Origin of the sequence: Brevibacillus sp. LEMMJ03 (assembly GCF_007197875.1) — a bacterium.
Lineage (GTDB): Bacteria > Bacillota > Bacilli > Brevibacillales > Brevibacillaceae > Brevibacillus > Brevibacillus thermoruber.
Genome location: NZ_VKJN01000008.1, coordinates 207,683 through 223,270, shown reverse-complemented (window position 1 = coordinate 223,270; position 15,588 = coordinate 207,683). Strand labels below are relative to the sequence as shown.

11 protein-coding genes and 1 pseudogene are annotated in these 15,588 nt (G+C 60.9%); 9 read left to right on the top strand and 3 right to left on the bottom strand.

What is annotated here, in order from left to right:
* Positions 1-72: 72 nt before the first annotated feature.
* The 6 genes and pseudogenes from FOI68_RS12640 to FOI68_RS12615 all read left to right on the top strand — a co-directional run.
* Positions 73-279, top strand: a pseudogene (locus FOI68_RS12640) (manganese catalase family protein); the annotation flags it as partial.
* Between the two features lie 285 nt (positions 280-564).
* The gene (locus FOI68_RS12635) at positions 565-1,209 is read left to right on the top strand and encodes a DUF4912 domain-containing protein (RefSeq protein WP_143863380.1); all 645 of its coding nucleotides are present in this window, start codon (positions 565-567) and stop codon (positions 1,207-1,209) included.
* Between the two features lie 14 nt (positions 1,210-1,223).
* Entirely contained in the window at positions 1,224-4,070 is a 2,847-nt protein-coding gene (locus FOI68_RS12630; RefSeq protein WP_143863379.1) for a 1,4-alpha-glucan branching protein domain-containing protein, read from the top strand.
* 19 nt (positions 4,071-4,089) lie between these two features.
* Positions 4,090-6,477 (top strand): sugar phosphate nucleotidyltransferase, encoded by a 2,388-nt coding sequence (locus tag FOI68_RS12625; protein ID WP_143863378.1) that lies wholly within the window; start codon positions 4,090-4,092, stop codon positions 6,475-6,477.
* A 62-nt stretch (positions 6,478-6,539) separates the two neighbouring features.
* Positions 6,540-8,516 (top strand): glycoside hydrolase family 15 protein, encoded by a 1,977-nt coding sequence (locus FOI68_RS12620; protein ID WP_044899432.1) that lies wholly within the window; start codon positions 6,540-6,542, stop codon positions 8,514-8,516.
* Positions 8,517-8,522: 6 nt separating this feature from the next.
* Positions 8,523-9,947 (top strand): phosphoglucomutase/phosphomannomutase family protein, encoded by a 1,425-nt coding sequence (locus FOI68_RS12615; protein WP_185973937.1) that lies wholly within the window; start codon positions 8,523-8,525, stop codon positions 9,945-9,947.
* A gap of 126 nt (positions 9,948-10,073) precedes the next feature.
* On the opposite strand, the gene FOI68_RS12610 is transcribed toward FOI68_RS12615, so the two are convergent.
* Genes FOI68_RS12610 through FOI68_RS12600 form a run of 3 tightly spaced genes read right to left on the bottom strand, consistent with a single transcriptional unit; the run spans position 10,074 to position 13,042 of the window.
* Complete coding sequence (locus tag FOI68_RS12610) at positions 10,074-11,081, bottom strand: FecCD family ABC transporter permease (RefSeq protein WP_143863376.1); 1,008 nt, start codon at positions 11,079-11,081, stop codon at positions 10,074-10,076.
* A complete protein-coding gene (locus tag FOI68_RS12605; RefSeq protein ID WP_143863375.1) occupies positions 11,078-12,088 on the bottom strand; it encodes a FecCD family ABC transporter permease in 1,011 nt (336 codons plus the stop codon). Before FOI68_RS12605 ends, FOI68_RS12610 begins: the two co-directional genes overlap by 4 nt.
* A gap of 30 nt (positions 12,089-12,118) precedes the next feature.
* Positions 12,119-13,042 (bottom strand): iron-hydroxamate ABC transporter substrate-binding protein, encoded by a 924-nt coding sequence (locus tag FOI68_RS12600; RefSeq protein ID WP_143863374.1) that lies wholly within the window; start codon positions 13,040-13,042, stop codon positions 12,119-12,121.
* A gap of 246 nt (positions 13,043-13,288) precedes the next feature.
* On the opposite strand from FOI68_RS12600, the gene FOI68_RS12595 reads away from it, so the two are divergent.
* From FOI68_RS12595 to FOI68_RS12585, 3 genes are all read left to right on the top strand, one after another.
* On the top strand, positions 13,289-13,930 hold the full coding sequence (locus FOI68_RS12595) for a serine/threonine protein kinase (RefSeq protein WP_143863373.1): 642 nt from the start codon (positions 13,289-13,291) through the stop codon (positions 13,928-13,930).
* Between the two features lie 132 nt (positions 13,931-14,062).
* A complete protein-coding gene (gene lspA, locus FOI68_RS12590) occupies positions 14,063-14,512 on the top strand; it encodes a signal peptidase II (protein WP_029100005.1) in 450 nt (149 codons plus the stop codon).
* A gap of 61 nt (positions 14,513-14,573) precedes the next feature.
* Complete coding sequence (locus FOI68_RS12585; RefSeq protein WP_143863386.1) at positions 14,574-15,503, top strand: RluA family pseudouridine synthase; 930 nt, start codon at positions 14,574-14,576, stop codon at positions 15,501-15,503.
* The last annotated feature ends 85 nt before the right edge of the window (positions 15,504-15,588 follow it).

The following is a 15,588-nucleotide window of genomic DNA, read 5'->3' as shown; positions in this document are numbered from 1 at the left end:
ATTACTGCTCTTGTATCAGGTTCCCATTGGTTCGGTTAAATTTTAAAAGGTATCGTGCCTCGAAGTACAATAGGAGACCCGATCGCCGATCTGTACGAAGACATTGCCGCCGAAGAAAAGGCGAGAGCCACCTATCAATGGCTGATTGACATGACGGACGATCCTGACCTGATGGACAGCCTCAAATTCCTCCGCGAGCGGGAAATCGTTCACTCGCTGAGATTTCGCGAAGCGGTGGAACTGTTGAAAGAAGAGCAGGAAAGAAAAAAATTTTTCTGATTCACCGTCATATCCACCTGTACAGGTGGCTTTTTTTCTGGCCGCATTTCCCGGGGAAGACGGGACTGGCCCCCAGCGATTCCACGGATGTCCCGCCGCCCTGCGGCTTGTGTGTTCCCATGACGAAAAACAGTCGGGGACTCGACAAAAGAAGAAGGGATGTGCACACATCGTTCGACAGTCTTTGATGGGCGGTTTTGGCTATGATGGCATTGTTGGCAAATGACCCGTCGCCTCCGCCTGTCACGGGCTTGGAGGAATACCGGCAGAAAGGAGCGTTCAACGATGTTGGAACGAATCTTACAGCTTCGCTCGCAGTCCATGTCCATCGCGCAAATCGCCAAAGAATGCGGGCTGACCGTGGGCCAGGTGAAATACCGGTTGCAGAAGGGCAGATCGCGCTCCGAGGCCGAACCTGCCGCCAGCCGGAATGCCGCTCCGTCGCAGAACCGACCGGACGACGCGTGGCGGCTGCCGCCGTTTTACGGGCGGGATGTCGTCAAACTGATGGTGCAGGGTCCGACGGTGCTGTTCGTCTATTGGGAGATCACCTGGCCGCGCATGCGGATGGTCGCTTCCTACCTGCAGGCAGATTACCGGCAGATCGACAAGGGGCTGCGTCTCTACGACGTGACCGACCGCTTGTTTGACGGCACCAACGCTCATGGCCACCGGGACGTGACCGTGTCGGACGGCGCCCACTCCTGGTTCGTGCATGACGTCCAGCCGGGGAGGACCTACATCGCCGACTTCGGTCTGTTCCACCGCGAGCGCTTCTATCCGATCCTGCGCTCGGAGCCGGCGGCGACACCGCGCAATCACCCGGCAGCCTGGGGCAAGCCGTTGGTGGAGCCGGCCGTCGACACGCGTGTGCCTGCCTGGTTTGAGAACTTTTCCTCCTATTCCCTCTATCCCAAAACGTCAAAATGAGCGAGGTGTCTGTGGTGTCAAACGGTTATCTCTCCCTCGTGCTGCACGCCCATCTGCCTTACGTGCGGGATGGCGAGCGGGACGATCGTCTGGAAGAGCGCTGGGTGTACGAGGCCATGCTCGAGTCGTACATCCCGCTCTTGCTGGTGTTTGACAAACTGCTCGCGGACAGCATCCCGTTTCGCATCACGCTGGCCGTTTCGCCCCCGCTGCTGTCCATGCTTGACGATCCGTTGATCCGGGAGAGGTTCCAGCGCCATCTCGCCAAAACGGTCGAATTGGCCGGAAAGGAATGCAGGCGGACGAGCGGCAGCCCGGAGGAGCACCGCGTGGCGAAGATGTATCTGCGGCGCTTTCGGGAGATCGCCGCGTACTGCCGCAAGTGGGATTATGCGCTGATTCCCGCCTTGAAACGGCTGCAGGAGAGCGGCTGCGTGGAGCTGATCACCTGCGCCGCGACTCACGCGTTTCTCCCCTTTGTGGAGACGGAAGAGGCGATCCGGGCCCAGCTCATGGTGGGGATTGATACGCATGAGCGCATTCTCGGCCGCCGTCCCGCGGGAATCTGGCTGCCTGAGTGCGGCTATACCCCGGGGCTGGACCGCCTGCTGAAAGAAACGGGCATCCGCTATTTTTTCACCGACAGCCACACGGTTCGCCACGCCACCCCCCAGCCGCGGCGGGGGCTGTTCGCGCCGCTTTTGACCCCGTACGACGTAGCCGCCTTTCCACGCGATGAAGAGGCATCGCGTCAGGTGTGGAGCTCCGTCACCGGCTATCCCGGGGATTACGATTACCGGGAATATTACCGGGACATCGGGTTTGACCTGGACTGGGCGTACATCGCTCCGTACGTTCATCCCGAGGGAATCCGCGTACATACAGGCCTCAAGTACCACCGGATCACCGGGCGGGACGTGCCGAAAGCCATTTACGATCCCGACCGGGCGAGGGAGAAGGCGGCCGTTCACGCCGGTCATTTCCTTGCCAGCCGGGAGGCGCAGGCGGTGCAGGCGGCCGAATGGCTGGATCGCCCTCCGTTGATCACGGCCACGTACGACGCCGAACTGTTCGGCCACTGGTGGTACGAAGGGCCGCAATTCCTCGATTTTCTGCTGCGCAAGACGGCCTGCGATTCACAGGTGATCAGCCTGACCACGCCGTCCGCCTACCTGGACGACTATCCCCAGATCGACCGCGGCCGTCTGCCGATGTCGTCCTGGGGGCGAAACGGCTACGGCGAAGTCTGGCTCAACGAGCGAAACTGCTGGATCTACCGCCACCTGCATCAGGCCGAGCGGGAGCTGATCGAACTGGTGGAAGAGACCCACGACGATCATGAGGCCCGTCCGCTGCTGCGGCGCGGACTGCAGCAGGCGGCCCGGGAGCTGATGCTGGCGCAGAGCAGCGACTGGGCGTTTATCATGGACGGCCAGACAGTGGTGGACTACGCCGTCCGCCGCACCCACGACCATCTGGCCTGCTTTCGCGAACTGATGGAGCAGATTCGGGCGGGGACGATCGATCCCGAACGTCTGGCCGCAAGAGAGCGGGCGTATCCGCTCTTCCCCGCTGTGGACCTACGGTACTATTTGCCGGCAGGTTCGCATAGAGTGAACGTATCGCGTCAATATGTCGCCGCCGGCAAGGAGCGTGAAGAAGGGCTGCGGGTGCTGATGCTGAGCTGGGAGTTTCCGCCCCGCGTCGTCGGCGGACTGGGCCGGGCCGTGTACGACCTGGCCCGCCATCTGGCGAGGCAGCACGTGGAGGTGCACGTGCTGACAGCCGCGCCGGGCACGGCCGCGCAGGCGGAACTGGTGGACGGGGTGCGTGTCCATCGGCTCAACACCTACGTTCCAGGAGAGCAGAGCGAATTTCTCGACTGGGTATTTCAGCTCAACCTGGCCATGACGGACGCGGCGGAACGGTTGGTGCGGCAGGGCTTTCGGCCCGATCTCATCCACGCGCACGACTGGATGGTCGGATGGGCCGCGCTGGAGCTGAAACAGCGCTTTGAGCTGCCGTTGGTGACGACGATCCACGCGCTGGAGCACGGCCGTCACCAAGGGATTCACACCCCGCTGCAGCAGCGGATTCACGAGCGGGAAGAGAGCCTCTCCGCCGCATCTGACCGCCTCATCGTGTGCAGCCGCTACATGGCCGGGGAGGTGAACAGGCTGTTTGGCGTACCGCAAGAGCGTATCGACGTGATCCCCAACGGTGTCGAATGCCCGCCGGCCGCGACAGCGGATGAAGAGGAGCGGATGCGCGGCGTGCGGGAGGAACTGGGGCTGGGGACGGGACCGGTGATCTTGTTTGTCGGCCGGATGGTGCGGGAAAAAGGGGTTCACCTGCTGCTGGAGGCGGCCCCTCGCGTTCTGCACGATCACCCGGAAGCCGTCTTCGTCCTGGCGGGAAAAGGGCCGATGCTGGAAGAGTGGCGGCAGACGGCGGAGCAGCGGGGGCTGTCGTCTCGCGTCCGGTTTCTCGGCTTCGTCGACGACGTCCGCCGCAATCTGCTCTTCCGGCTGGCTGCCGCAGCCGTTTTTCCCAGCTTGTACGAGCCGTTCGGGATCGTGGCGCTGGAGGCCATGTCGCTGGGGACGCCGGTGATCGCGGCCGATACGGGAGGCTTGCGGGAAATCGTCCGCCACGGCGAGAACGGGCTCACCTTTTACACCGGCAACGCCGATTCGCTCGCCGATCAGTTGTGCTGGCTCCTGCACCGCCCCGATGAACGCGGGCGGCTGGTCCGCCTGGCGCGGGAGGACATCCTGCGTCAGTACGACTGGAACCGGTTGGCGCTTCAGACGCTGGATTTGTATCGTTCGTTGGGTTCAGCCTTGGCAACTTCGATCTGACCGAGAGGAGGAACGGTTGATGAAAGCAGTGATCATGGCCGGCGGCAAGGGAACCCGCCTGCGCCCGTTGACGGTCCATACGCCCAAACCGATGGTGCCGCTGTTAAACCGGCCCTGCATGGAATACACGATTCACCTGCTGAAACGCCACGGGATTACGGACATCGCGGTCACGCTGCAGTACCTCCCCGATGCCATCCGCAGCTACTTTGGCGACGGTTCGCGCTTCGGCGTCTCGCTTACCTATTTCGAAGAATCGACGCCATTGGGTACGGCGGGCAGCGTAAAGAACTGCGCCGATTTCCTGGATGACCGGTTCCTTGTGATCAGCGGAGACACCTTGACGGACATCGATTTGACGGAAGCTGTCCGCTTTCACGAGCGAAACGGCGCCCTGGCCACGCTGATCCTGACCAGAGTGGAGACGCCGCTGGAATTCGGCGTCGTCATGACGGACGAAAGCGGACGAATCACCCGGTTCCTGGAAAAGCCGAGTTGGGCCGAAGTGTTCAGCGATACGGTCAACACCGGCATGTACGTCTTTGAACCCGAGGTGCTTTCCTATATATATATAGAAGAAGAGAGGGAAGTGGATTTCAGCAGAGAGCTGTTTCCCGCCTTTTTGGACGCGGGTCTGCCGCTGTTCGGCCACACGGCGGAGGGCTACTGGTCGGATATCGGGTCGCTGGAGGTGTACCGGCAGGCACAGGCTGACATGCTGGACGGACGGGTGCGGGTGGAGATTGACGCGCGCGAGATCGCCCCTCGCATCTTCCTCGAAAACCACGTGCGGATTGATTCGTCGGTGCGGCTGGAAGGGCCTGTGTACATCGGGGAAAACGTCCATCTGCAGACGGGCGTGTCGGTCGGCGCCTACTCCGTGCTTGGCAGCCATTCGGTCATTTCCGCCGGGACCAGCCTGGGGCAGTCGATTTTGTGGGAAAACGCCTTCGTCGGCCAGCGGGCGGAACTGACGGGCGCCACACTGGGCCGAAACGTGAGCGTCGGTCCGTGCGTCCTGCTGGGCGAGGGCGCGGTCATCGGCGACCACTGCCGGATCGGTGCCAAGGCGGTGGTAAAAGACGGGGTGAAGATCTGGCCCCACAAGGAAATCGGGGAAAGCGCCAACGTGCACACGTCACTCATCTACGGGGCGAAGCAGTCGAAACACCTGTTCGGCAGCCACGGCATCAAAGGGCTGGGCAATGTGGAGATCACGCCGGAATTCGTGACCCGGCTGGCTGCCGCATACGCCTATCTGCTCAAACCGGGCAGCCGGATCGCCCTGTCCGCCTGCGCCCATCCGTTTGCCCAACTGCTCAAGCACAGCATCATGACCAGTCTCTGCTCGTCCGGGATCGACACGATCGACATCGGCATCTGCATCGCGCCGGTTAACCGGTACGGCGTCCGCCGGTTCCAATGCCAGGGCGGGATCCACATCCACATGGCCGAACCGGCCGAGGAGAAACAGGTGGTGATCCAGTTCGTCGACCACCTGGGGCTGCCGGTCTCCCGCGATTGGGAGCGGAAAATCGAAACCGCCTACTGGCAGGAGACGTATGTCCGTTCGCTTCACCACCTGGGCGAACTGCACGTGGAACATCAGGTGCAGGAGGCCTACACGCGGGAGCTCCTGGAGCAGATCGACACGGCGCCGATCCAGCGCCGGGGGTTCAAACTGCTGGTCGAGTGCGAGCCCCGCTTCCTGCCGGCGTTTCTGGCTCCGCTGTTTTGCGCGCTGGGCGTGACCGCCGTGTACGGCGCCGTCGCGGAAGGGGTCGGCAGGCACGGTGTCGATCTGGCAGTCCGCCTGCACAAAAACGGCGAGCAGTTCGAGCTGTTCACGGAAACAGGAGAGCGGCTTTCGCCGGAACAGCTTCTGGCGCTGCAGCTCCTCGCATGCCGGGGGCATCGGCGGCAGATCGGCCTGCCGGTCAGCGCGCCGGAAGAGGTGGAGCGCCTGGCCCGGCTGATGCAGGTGGACGTGGTCCGCACCAAGCTGTCGCCGCGCGCGATGATGGAGGTGTCGCCGGACGAGCGGTTCCATCCGCTGTTTGACGCGGTCTTCAGCCTGGTCGGCATCCTCGCGTACCTGTCCCGGGAAGAGCAGCCGCTCAGCCGGTTGGCCGCTCAGCTCCCGGCATGCCACATGGACAAAACGACGGTGTTTTGTCCGTGGGCATGGAAGGGAAAAGTGATGCGTAAAATGTTGGAGGAACACAAAGGCAAGCCGCTGGAGTTGGTGGACGGCATCAAGGTGTACGACGCCCACGGTTGGGTGCTGATCCTGCCGGATACGGAAGATTCCCACGTCAATATCATTTCGCAGGGCGTGACGGCGGAAACGGCGGCCACCCTCGCCGCTTCGTTTGCCCGGCGGATCGCGGAGTTCCAGTCCCGATAACGCGCGTTCCGCTTTCGGGAGCCTTCTCGTGAAGTTTTTCAGATCGGAAGGGACGTGACATCATGCCAAGACCGCTTGTGGTGGGCAACGGAAAGCTGCTGATCAACTTTGACGACAGACTGCACATGCGCGATCTCTTCTATCCGTACGTCGGGGAACTGAATCACGTGGGCGGTCATTTCTGCAAGCTGGGCATCTGGGTGCAGGGGCGGTTTTCCTGGCTGGATGAAGAGGGCTGGGTGCGCAAGCTCGGCTACCGCAACGAGTCGCTCGTGACTGACGTCACCGCCCGTCACGAGCAGTTGGGGCTTACGCTATGCATCGCGGACGGCGTGCATCAGCGCGACCCGATTTACTTAAAACAGGTCCGTGTCCGCAACCACTTCGCGGAGACGCGGGAAGTGCGCCTGTTCTTTCATCACGACTTCAGCCTGAACGAGACCGAAGTGGGGGATACGGCCGTGTACGATCCCCTGCTTCACACCGTGTACCATTACAAGCGCAGCGTCTACATCATGGTGAACGGCCGGACGGCGGAGGACGGCATGTTCCAGTACAGCGTGGGCATCAAGCGGTTCAATTACGCGGAAGGGACCTGGCGGGACGCGGAGGACGGGCTGCTGGAAGGAAACACGATCGCGCAGGGCTCGGTGGACAGCACCGTCTCGTTCCGCCTCGTGCTGGAGCCGCTGGAAGAGCAGACGCTGTACTATTGGATGTGCGTCGGCGACACGTACCCGGCGGTCAAGGAATTGAACCAGTACGTGCTGGACAGCGGAGCGGACCGCCTGCTGTCGCGGGTGGACGTCTACTGGCGGCGCTGGGTGAACAAGGAGGAGCGGAGCTTTGCCGACCTGCCCCCCGAGGTGGTCCGCCTGTACAAACAGAGCCTGTTGATCATCCAGACGCAGATTGATCAGCACGGCGCCATTCTGGCCGCCAACGACTCGGACATCCTGCAGTACAACCGCGACCATTACAGCTATATGTGGCCGCGCGACGGGGCGCTGGTCGCCTGCGCAATGGCCCGGGCGGGATACAGCGGGACGGTGGCGCCGTTTTTTCGCTTTTGCCGGGACGCATTGACGGACGACGGCTATCTGCTGCACAAGTACAACCCGGACGGTTCCGTCGGTTCGAGCTGGCACCCGTTTGTCCGGGACGGGGAGCACCAGCTTCCCATCCAGGAAGACGAGACGGCGCTCGTCCTCCACGCGCTGTGGGAGATGTACCGCTGCGGCAAGCAGATCGAGTTCTGCCAGCGGCTGTATCCCTCGCTGGTCAGGCCGGCCGCCCGTTTTTTGCTGTCCCATCTCCATCCCGAATGGCAGCTTCCTCTCCCCAGCTACGATTTGTGGGAGGAGCGCAGAGGGATCTTTACCTTTACCAGCGCCGCCGTCTACGCCGGACTCAAGGCGGCGGCCCGGTTTGCCCAGTTGTTTGGCGACGACCACCGCTTCCAGCGCTACGACGAAGGGGCGGAGCGCGTCCGTTCGGCCATGCTGCAGCATTTGTACGACCCGGACCTCGGCCGGTTTTTGCGCGGGGTGTACGTGCGGCCGGACGGAAAGCTGGAAAAGGATGAAACGGTGGAAAGCAGCCTGTTTGGGCTGTTTGCCCTGGGCGTGCTGCCGGCCGACGATCCCCGGGTGGTCAGCACGATGGAGGCGGTCAAGCACAGCCTGCGGGTGGATACGCCGGTGGGCGGAATCGCCCGGTACCAGGGAGATCCGTATTTTCGCAAGGCCCACGACACGGCCAGGGTGCCGGGAAACCCCTGGATCATCTGCACGCTGTGGGTAGCCGATTGGGAGATTGAGAAAGCGCGGTCGCTGGAAGAACTGGGCGAAGCAAGGGAGCGGCTCGCCTGGGTGGTGCGGCACGCGATGGAGAGCGGCGTGCTGTCGGAGCAGTTGGACCCGTACACCGGCGAGCCCGTCTCCGTCGCGCCGCTCACCTGGTCGCACGCCACCTTTGTCGCCACGGTGCTGCGTTACGTGGACAAAGCAAACGAGATCCGGCAAAGAGAGGAGAGGTGAATCGCAGTGAACGACATCCGCTTTGGCACGGACGGCTGGCGCGCCATCGTCGCCGATCAATTCACGGTGGAAAACGTGCGCGTCGTCGCCCAGGCCATTGCTGCCTATACCAGGGAGATCGGCCATCAGGAACAAGGCATTATCATCGGTCATGACACCCGCTTTTTGGGCCGCCGCTTCGCCGAGACGGTGGCAGGCGTGCTGGCCGCCAACGGCATTCGCGTCTATCTGGTCAACGAAGCGGCGCCGACGCCGGCCGTCGCGTTCGGCGTCAAGCATTTTGCCGCCAGCGGCGCGGTGATGATCACCGCCAGCCACAACCCCCCCGAGTACAACGGGATCAAGTACATTCCCGACTATGCGGGACCGGCCGCTCCGCAGATCACCGGCAGGCTGGAAGAGCTGATCCGGGCGGTCCAGGAGGCGGGCGGCATCCGGGACATCTCGCTGGAAGAAGCCAAGGCGCGCAGGCTGCTGCAGGTGATCGTGCTGCGTCCGCACTACGAGGCGCACCTCAGGCGAATGGTCCACCTGGACGTTCTGAAACAATCACCGCTCCGGGTCGTGATCGATCCCATGCACGGCGCCGGGATTGGCTACGTAAGCGGACTGCTGGGAGAAGCGGGGGTGGAAACGGTCAGCATCCGCGAGACGGCCGACCCGTTTTTTGGCGGCAGCCTGCCGGAGCCGAACGATCACCATCTGTCCTTGTTGAAGCGGGAGGTCGTCGACCGGCAGGCCGACCTGGGGTTGGCCAACGACGGAGACGCGGACCGCTTCGGCGCCGTTGACCGTTTCTACCGGTACGTGCCGCCCAACGCCGTGCTCGCCCTGCTGACCCGCCACCTGGTGAAAAACAGGAGGCTGCGCGGCCGAATCGTGCGCACCGTGGCGACCACCCACCTGTTGGACCGGATGGCGGCCCGGTACGATCTGGACCTGGTGGAGACGCCCGTCGGGTTCAAGTACATCGGCGCCCAGATGCTGCGGGGAGACGTGCTGATCGGCGGCGAGGAGAGCGGCGGAGCCAGCATCCTCGGCCACATCCCGGAAAAGGACGGCATCCTGATCAACCTGCTTTTGGCGGAGATGTGCGCCTGGGAAAAGAAAGGCATCGACCAGATTCTTCAGGAGGTCTGCGACGAGTTTGGCGAGTTGTTTTCGACGCGGCTGGACATCCGCCTGCCGGAAAAAGACCGCTGGATGCAGCAGATGCTGGCGGTGCCGCCCGGCCAGGTGGGGCCGTTTGCGGTGCGGGAAATCAACCGCATGGACGGCATCAAGCTGCTGCTCGACGGCGGCCATTGGGTGCTGATCCGCCCGTCCGGGACAGAGCCGCTCATCCGCATCTACTGCGAGGCGGCGAACGCCGGCGCTTTGGAGAAGATCAGGGAGGCCGTTCAGGACTGGTTTATCGAGATCAACGCGTAACGAACGGGACCCCCCTCCGGCCTCGCCGGAACGGAAACGCGTTTGCGGGGGAAAAATGGTGAAAGGCCGCCTCCAAGCCTGGCCCATGCGGCTTGGAGGCGGCTCTTGCTGCTGCTCGAACCTTTCCTAGGATTTCAACAACAAATAGAGAAAATAGGGGGCACCCATTAATGCGGCCATGATGCCCGCCGGAATGCCATCCGGATCGAGCAGATGGCGGCCGGTCGTGTCTGTAAGCAGCAGCAGCCATCCGCCGAGCAGGGCGCTGACGGGGATCAATACGTGATGGCGAGGTCCCACCAGGGCTTTTGCCATATGGGGCGCCATGAGGCCGATAAAGGCAATGCCTCCCGTGACAGAAACGGCGGAAGCGGCAAGCGCCACAGCGGTCAGCAGGAGCACGAGACGCTCCCGTTCGACCGATACACCGACACCGATCGCCACCGGTTCGTTTAGGGCAAGGATGTCCAATCGGTTGGCCTTGCACAGCGTAAAAGGAATGAGAATCGCCAACCACGGAACGAGTGCCCAAATAAAAGGCCAATCCGTGCCCCAAATATTCCCGGCCAGCCATTTGGCGATAAAATCCACTTTCTGCCGTTCAGCGGAGGAGATCAGGACGATCATCGTACCGGACAGCGCCATGGAAAATCCGACCCCGGTCAGCACCAGCCGTACCGGCTGCAGGCCCGTATGTCGGCTGTATGCACACACATAGATGAGGCACGCGGTCAGCAGGGCTCCGACAAATGCGACAAAGGGAAGCGCAAAGACAAACGTATCGGCCTTCACGGGGAAGAACAAAAAGAAGACGGCGATCGCCACGCCGGCCCCCGCATTGATTCCGACGATGCCGGGATCAGCCAGATCGTTGCGCGTGATGCCTTGCAAGACAGCGCCGGACAGCGCAAGGGCCATACCTGCCAACAGGGTGATCACCATGCGCGGCAGCCGAACGGAAAACAGAATGAATTCCTCTTTGAACGTACCTTGACCGAGAAGGGTTGGGATCAGTCTGTCAAAAGACAGTGAGGCGTATCCTGTTCCCATGCCGACAAACATCGTAAGCGCGGTCAACGCAAACAGCACGCATAGGATCATTCGCTGTTTGTTGAGCAAACGCGGCTGCATCATGAGAATGGCTTCCCCCCTTTACGCAGAACCAACAGGAAGAACGGCAGGCCCAGCATCGCGACAATGGCCGCCACGGGTGTTTCAAAGGGAGCATGGATCGTTCGGCCAAGCGTATCGGCAAGCAGCATGAAAGAGGCGCCGAAGATCGCTGCCATCGGGATGATCAAGCGGTAATCCGTTCCCACCATCGGGCGAACCATGTGCGGCACCATCAAACCGAGGAATGCCATGTTTCCCACAAGCGCGACGGACGCTCCAGCGAGCAGGATCACGACCAGAAACAGAGCGGATTTCAGTTGGATGGTCTTTTGCCCCAATCCAACGGCCACTTCTTCGCTCAAACTGAGAATCGTCAGCTGTCGGGAGAGGAGGAGGGCAATCAGGATGCCGATGAGAATAACGGGAACGATTACCTGAAGCTGCCCCCATGAGGTTCCCATCATTCCTCCCGCCGTCCACATGGATACGTCTTTTGATATTGAAAAGGCAATGCCAATCCCTTCTGCAATCGCGTACAGAAAGGCTGAAACGGCGGCTCCGGCCAATACGATGCGATGCGGAGAAAAGCCGCCCTTTTTCACGGCGCCCATGCCGAACACCATCGCGGCTCCGACAGCCGCGCCGATCATGCAGGCCAGCAAGACATCGAGATCAGTTGCGGAAGGAATGAAGGCAATCGTCAGGGCCAGCGCCGCATTGGCGCCCGCCGTCAACCCGAGCAGTCCCGGGTCGGCAAGCGGGTTTCTCGTCATTCCCTGCATGATGGCACCGGAAACGGCCAGCGCCGCTCCCACAAAGACGGCCCCGATTTCGCGCGGCAGGCGGATGTCCCGGATGACGGAGAGTTTCTCGCCCGCAGCGTCAGAAACAAGGGACAGCCAAACATCGCGGAGCGTGGTGTCCGCCGCCCCGTACGCCATCGCCACTGCAAACATTGCCAGCAGTGACAGGATGCCCGCAATCAGTTTGTATCCGAATGGGATGGACCGTTGCTTGTCTTTCGTCATCAGTCTCTCATCTTTTCTTTCCTGGAGGAGTTAGCTGCCGAGAAAGCTTTTGATAAAGAAGTCCAATTGGAATTCCAACGTCAAGGGATCATTGAAGTAGAACTCTTTCGCATTCACTTCAAAAACGCGGTGGTTTTTCACAGCCGGCATGTTTTTGTACGTGGCGGTTTCCTGAAAGGAGTTGTCGGCCTCCTTGTTCTTGCTCACAATCAGATAATCTCCGGCAAACTCCGGGAGAACTTCCGGAGAGAGGGCGAAGTAGCCGTTTTTCAGCGCCGTTTCCTTTACCTTTTCAGGCATGCGCAGTTTCATTTCCTGGTAGAGGATTTCGGTGCCGCGTCCCCAGTTGTCGCCGAACACGTAAAGCTGCTTGTCAAAGTTTTCGATGACGGAAACGGTTGCGTTTTCCCCGATTTTTGCCCGGATGTCTGCTCCGGCCTGCTGCGCACGCTTTTTGAAATCGTCAATCCAGGCGCGTGCTTCCTTTTCTTTGTTTAACAGCTTCCCGATCTCCAGGTGCTGTGTCAGGTAATCCACTTTTCCGTATGTGTACGTCACGGTAGGGGCAATTTTGCTTAACTTCTCAAGATTTTTCGTGTTTGACAATCCGATGATCAAATCGGGCTGCAATTCGATGATTTTTTCCAGATTTTCATCCGATACTTCGGCTACATCTTTCAATTTGTCTTGAAAACGCGGGTTCATTTTCGACCACGAATCCACGCCGACAAGATTGACGCCCAAAGCCATGACGTTGCCGGCGAACGATGACAGCACGACCACGCGCTTGGGGTTGGCGGGAACTTCGATGGGGCCGTTTTCCGATTGGTATGTAATCGTGCCGGAGTTGTCTTCCGGTGAAGCCGGTTGGTTCCCTTGTCCTGTCGGGTGGCTGCTGCAAGCGCTGATTACGAGAGTAAACAGCAGCAGGATGGAAAGAAGGATGTTTTTCATGCCGCATTCTCCTTTGGCTATGTGGTAGGTGATGCGCACGGGCCGATGCTTGTTCCGCCGAAACGACCGGACCCGCGCCGATTTCCGACAACCATCGGAAGTCTTTGATAATGATTATCAATGTCGTTTCCATCACAATATACGTCCAACGTTTTCGTTTGTCAATCACTTGCCGCGGTTGCCTAATTTTTTGGTTTTGCTAGAATCAAAAAGAAGAAACCCTTCCGTGACGAAAGAAGTGGACACATGCGCATCCATCGAGACGTGTTGGACCCGTTCTTGCGGGACGTAAAACTGGAAAGCCGTTCGCCGGACGACCCGGTCGTCGTTCTGCACACGCCGTACCCGTGGGAGTTGGTGGGGACGGGCAACTACGCGGCGGTGTTCGCCCATCCCGACTACCCCGACGTGGTGGTGAAGCTGTACGCGCCGGGTCGTCCCGGTTGGGAACAGGAAGTGGACGTGTACCGCAAGCTGGGGGAGACCCGCTCGTTTCCCGTCTGCTATCAGGCGGAGCCCTACTACCTGGTGCTGAAGCGGATCAACGGCATTTCCCTGTTTGACTGCCTCCGCTACGGCATCCCGATCCCGCCGCAGGTGATCGAGGACGTGGAGGAGGCGCTTGAGGAAGCCCGGTCCAAGGGGCTGTATCCCCATGACGTGCACGGCAAAAACGTGCTGATGGATCAGGGGCGGGGCTATCTGATCGACGTGTCCGACTACTACAAAAACATACCGGACAGCAAGTGGCGCGACCTGCGGCGAGCGTACTACAAGATTTACCTGCCGTTTCTCAAGGACCGCGGCTGGAAGTTCCCGCTCTGGGTGCTGGATGGCGTGCGCAAAGGGTATCGGTACTACAAGAAGCTGTCCCGCCTCTTCCGGTGAGCGGGCGAAAACGCACCGGTCCACGGGGAGCGGCGGTCGTTTCATTGTTTCGGAAGCGGCGCTGTGGTATCATCTTCTGTTGACGTCATGTTGTTGTTGGCTGACTGAGTCGGAGTAAGGAGGACCCCATCGATGTACTTTCTCATTGCTGCAGCCATTGTCGCGCTCGACCAATGGACCAAGAACCTGGTGGTGACACGGATGGAGCTGGGGCAGTCGATTCCCCTGATTCCGGACGTGTTTCACCTCACGTCCCATCGGAACATGGGAGCGGCATTCGGCATCCTGCAAAACCAGCGGTGGTTGTTTGTGATCATCACGATTGCCGTCGTGATCGGCATCCTGGTGTCGCTCGTCCGCATCGGCAAGCGGCAGCCGCGCGTGTCGCTCGCGCTTTCGCTGGTGTTGGGCGGGGCGATCGGCAATTTCATCGACCGCGTCAGCACGGGCCAGGTGGTCGATTTTCTCGATTTTACCCTGATCAACTTTCCGATTTTCAATGTAGCCGATATGGCCATTACCATCGGCGTCGCCCTGCTGCTGCTGGACGTGCTGCTGGAGGGCAGGCGCAAGACGGAGTAAGCCGTAAATGGAACGAGTGTTTTTGGACGATACTAGCGGTACTACTTACGAGGAGACAGAGATGAACGACACGCAGTTGTTTGAACGGTACGACTGGACCGTTGAGCCTGCCGACGCGGGCGAGCGGATCGACAAATTCGTCGCGATGCAAAACGAAGACTGGTCCCGGTCGCAAGTGCAAATCTGGATCAAGGAAGGCCGAGTGTCCGTCAACGGGGAGCCGGTGAAAAGCAACTACAAGCTGGCGGCGGACGACGAGATTACGCTGCGGGTCCCCCCGCCGAAGGAAATGGAGATCGTGCCGGAGCCGATGCCGCTCGACATCGTCTACGAAGACGCCGACGTGATCGTGGTGAACAAGCCGCGCGGGCTGGTGGTCCATCCCGCCCCCGGACATTACAGCGGCACGCTGGTCAACGGCCTCTTGGCCCACTGCAAGGACCTGTCGGGGATTAACGGCGTGCTTCGGCCGGGCATTGTCCACCGCATCGACAAGGACACCTCCGGCCTGCTGATGGTGGCCAAGAACGACAAGGCGCACGTCAGCCTCGCCCGGCAGTTGAAAGAACACAGCGTCAACCGCAAGTACGTGGCCATCGTGCACGGGGTCATTCCGCACGAAATGGGCACGATCGACGCGCCGATCGGCCGGGATCCGAAAAACCGGCAGCAGATGGCCGTCGTCTTTGAAAACAGCAAACCGGCCGTCACCCATTTTGTCGTGCTGGAACGGTTCAAGGCGTTTACCCTGGTGGAGCTGAAGCTGGAGACGGGGCGCACCCACCAGATCCGGGTGCATATGAAATACATCGGCTATCCGCTGGCGGGCGACCCCAAGTACGGGCCGAAAAACACGCTGGAGCTGGACGGCCAGGCGCTGCACGCGAAAACGCTGGGCTTCGACCATCCGCGCACGGGCGAGCGGCTGGAGTTTGAAGCGCCGCTGCCGCAGGATCTGCTGGACGTGATTCACCAACTGCGGCAGGCCTGACACATCACACGCACATAAAACGGTTGGACTGGAAAAACGCTAGGGAGGTACCACGGACGTTCCCTGGCGTTTTTTGTTGGCGGAC

Bases quoted from the DNA above. Each gene is read 5' to 3' on its own strand.
- FOI68_RS12635 (WP_143863380.1), top strand. From the start codon at position 565: ATGTTGGAACGAATCTTACAGCTTCGCTCGCAGTCCATGTCCATCGCG.
- FOI68_RS12625 (WP_143863378.1), top strand. From the start codon at position 4,090: ATGAAAGCAGTGATCATGGCCGGCGGCAAGGGAACCCGCCTGCGCCCG.
- FOI68_RS12620 (WP_044899432.1), top strand. From the start codon at position 6,540: ATGCCAAGACCGCTTGTGGTGGGCAACGGAAAGCTGCTGATCAACTTT.
- FOI68_RS12610 (WP_143863376.1), bottom strand. From the start codon at position 11,081: ATGATGCAGCCGCGTTTGCTCAACAAACAGCGAATGATCCTATGCGTG.
- FOI68_RS12605 (WP_143863375.1), bottom strand. From the start codon at position 12,088: ATGACGAAAGACAAGCAACGGTCCATCCCATTCGGATACAAACTGATT.
- FOI68_RS12600 (WP_143863374.1), bottom strand. From the start codon at position 13,042: ATGAAAAACATCCTTCTTTCCATCCTGCTGCTGTTTACTCTCGTAATC.
- FOI68_RS12595 (WP_143863373.1), top strand. From the start codon at position 13,289: ATGCGCATCCATCGAGACGTGTTGGACCCGTTCTTGCGGGACGTAAAA.
- lspA (WP_029100005.1), top strand. From the start codon at position 14,063: ATGTACTTTCTCATTGCTGCAGCCATTGTCGCGCTCGACCAATGGACC.
- FOI68_RS12585 (WP_143863386.1), top strand. From the start codon at position 14,574: ATGAACGACACGCAGTTGTTTGAACGGTACGACTGGACCGTTGAGCCT.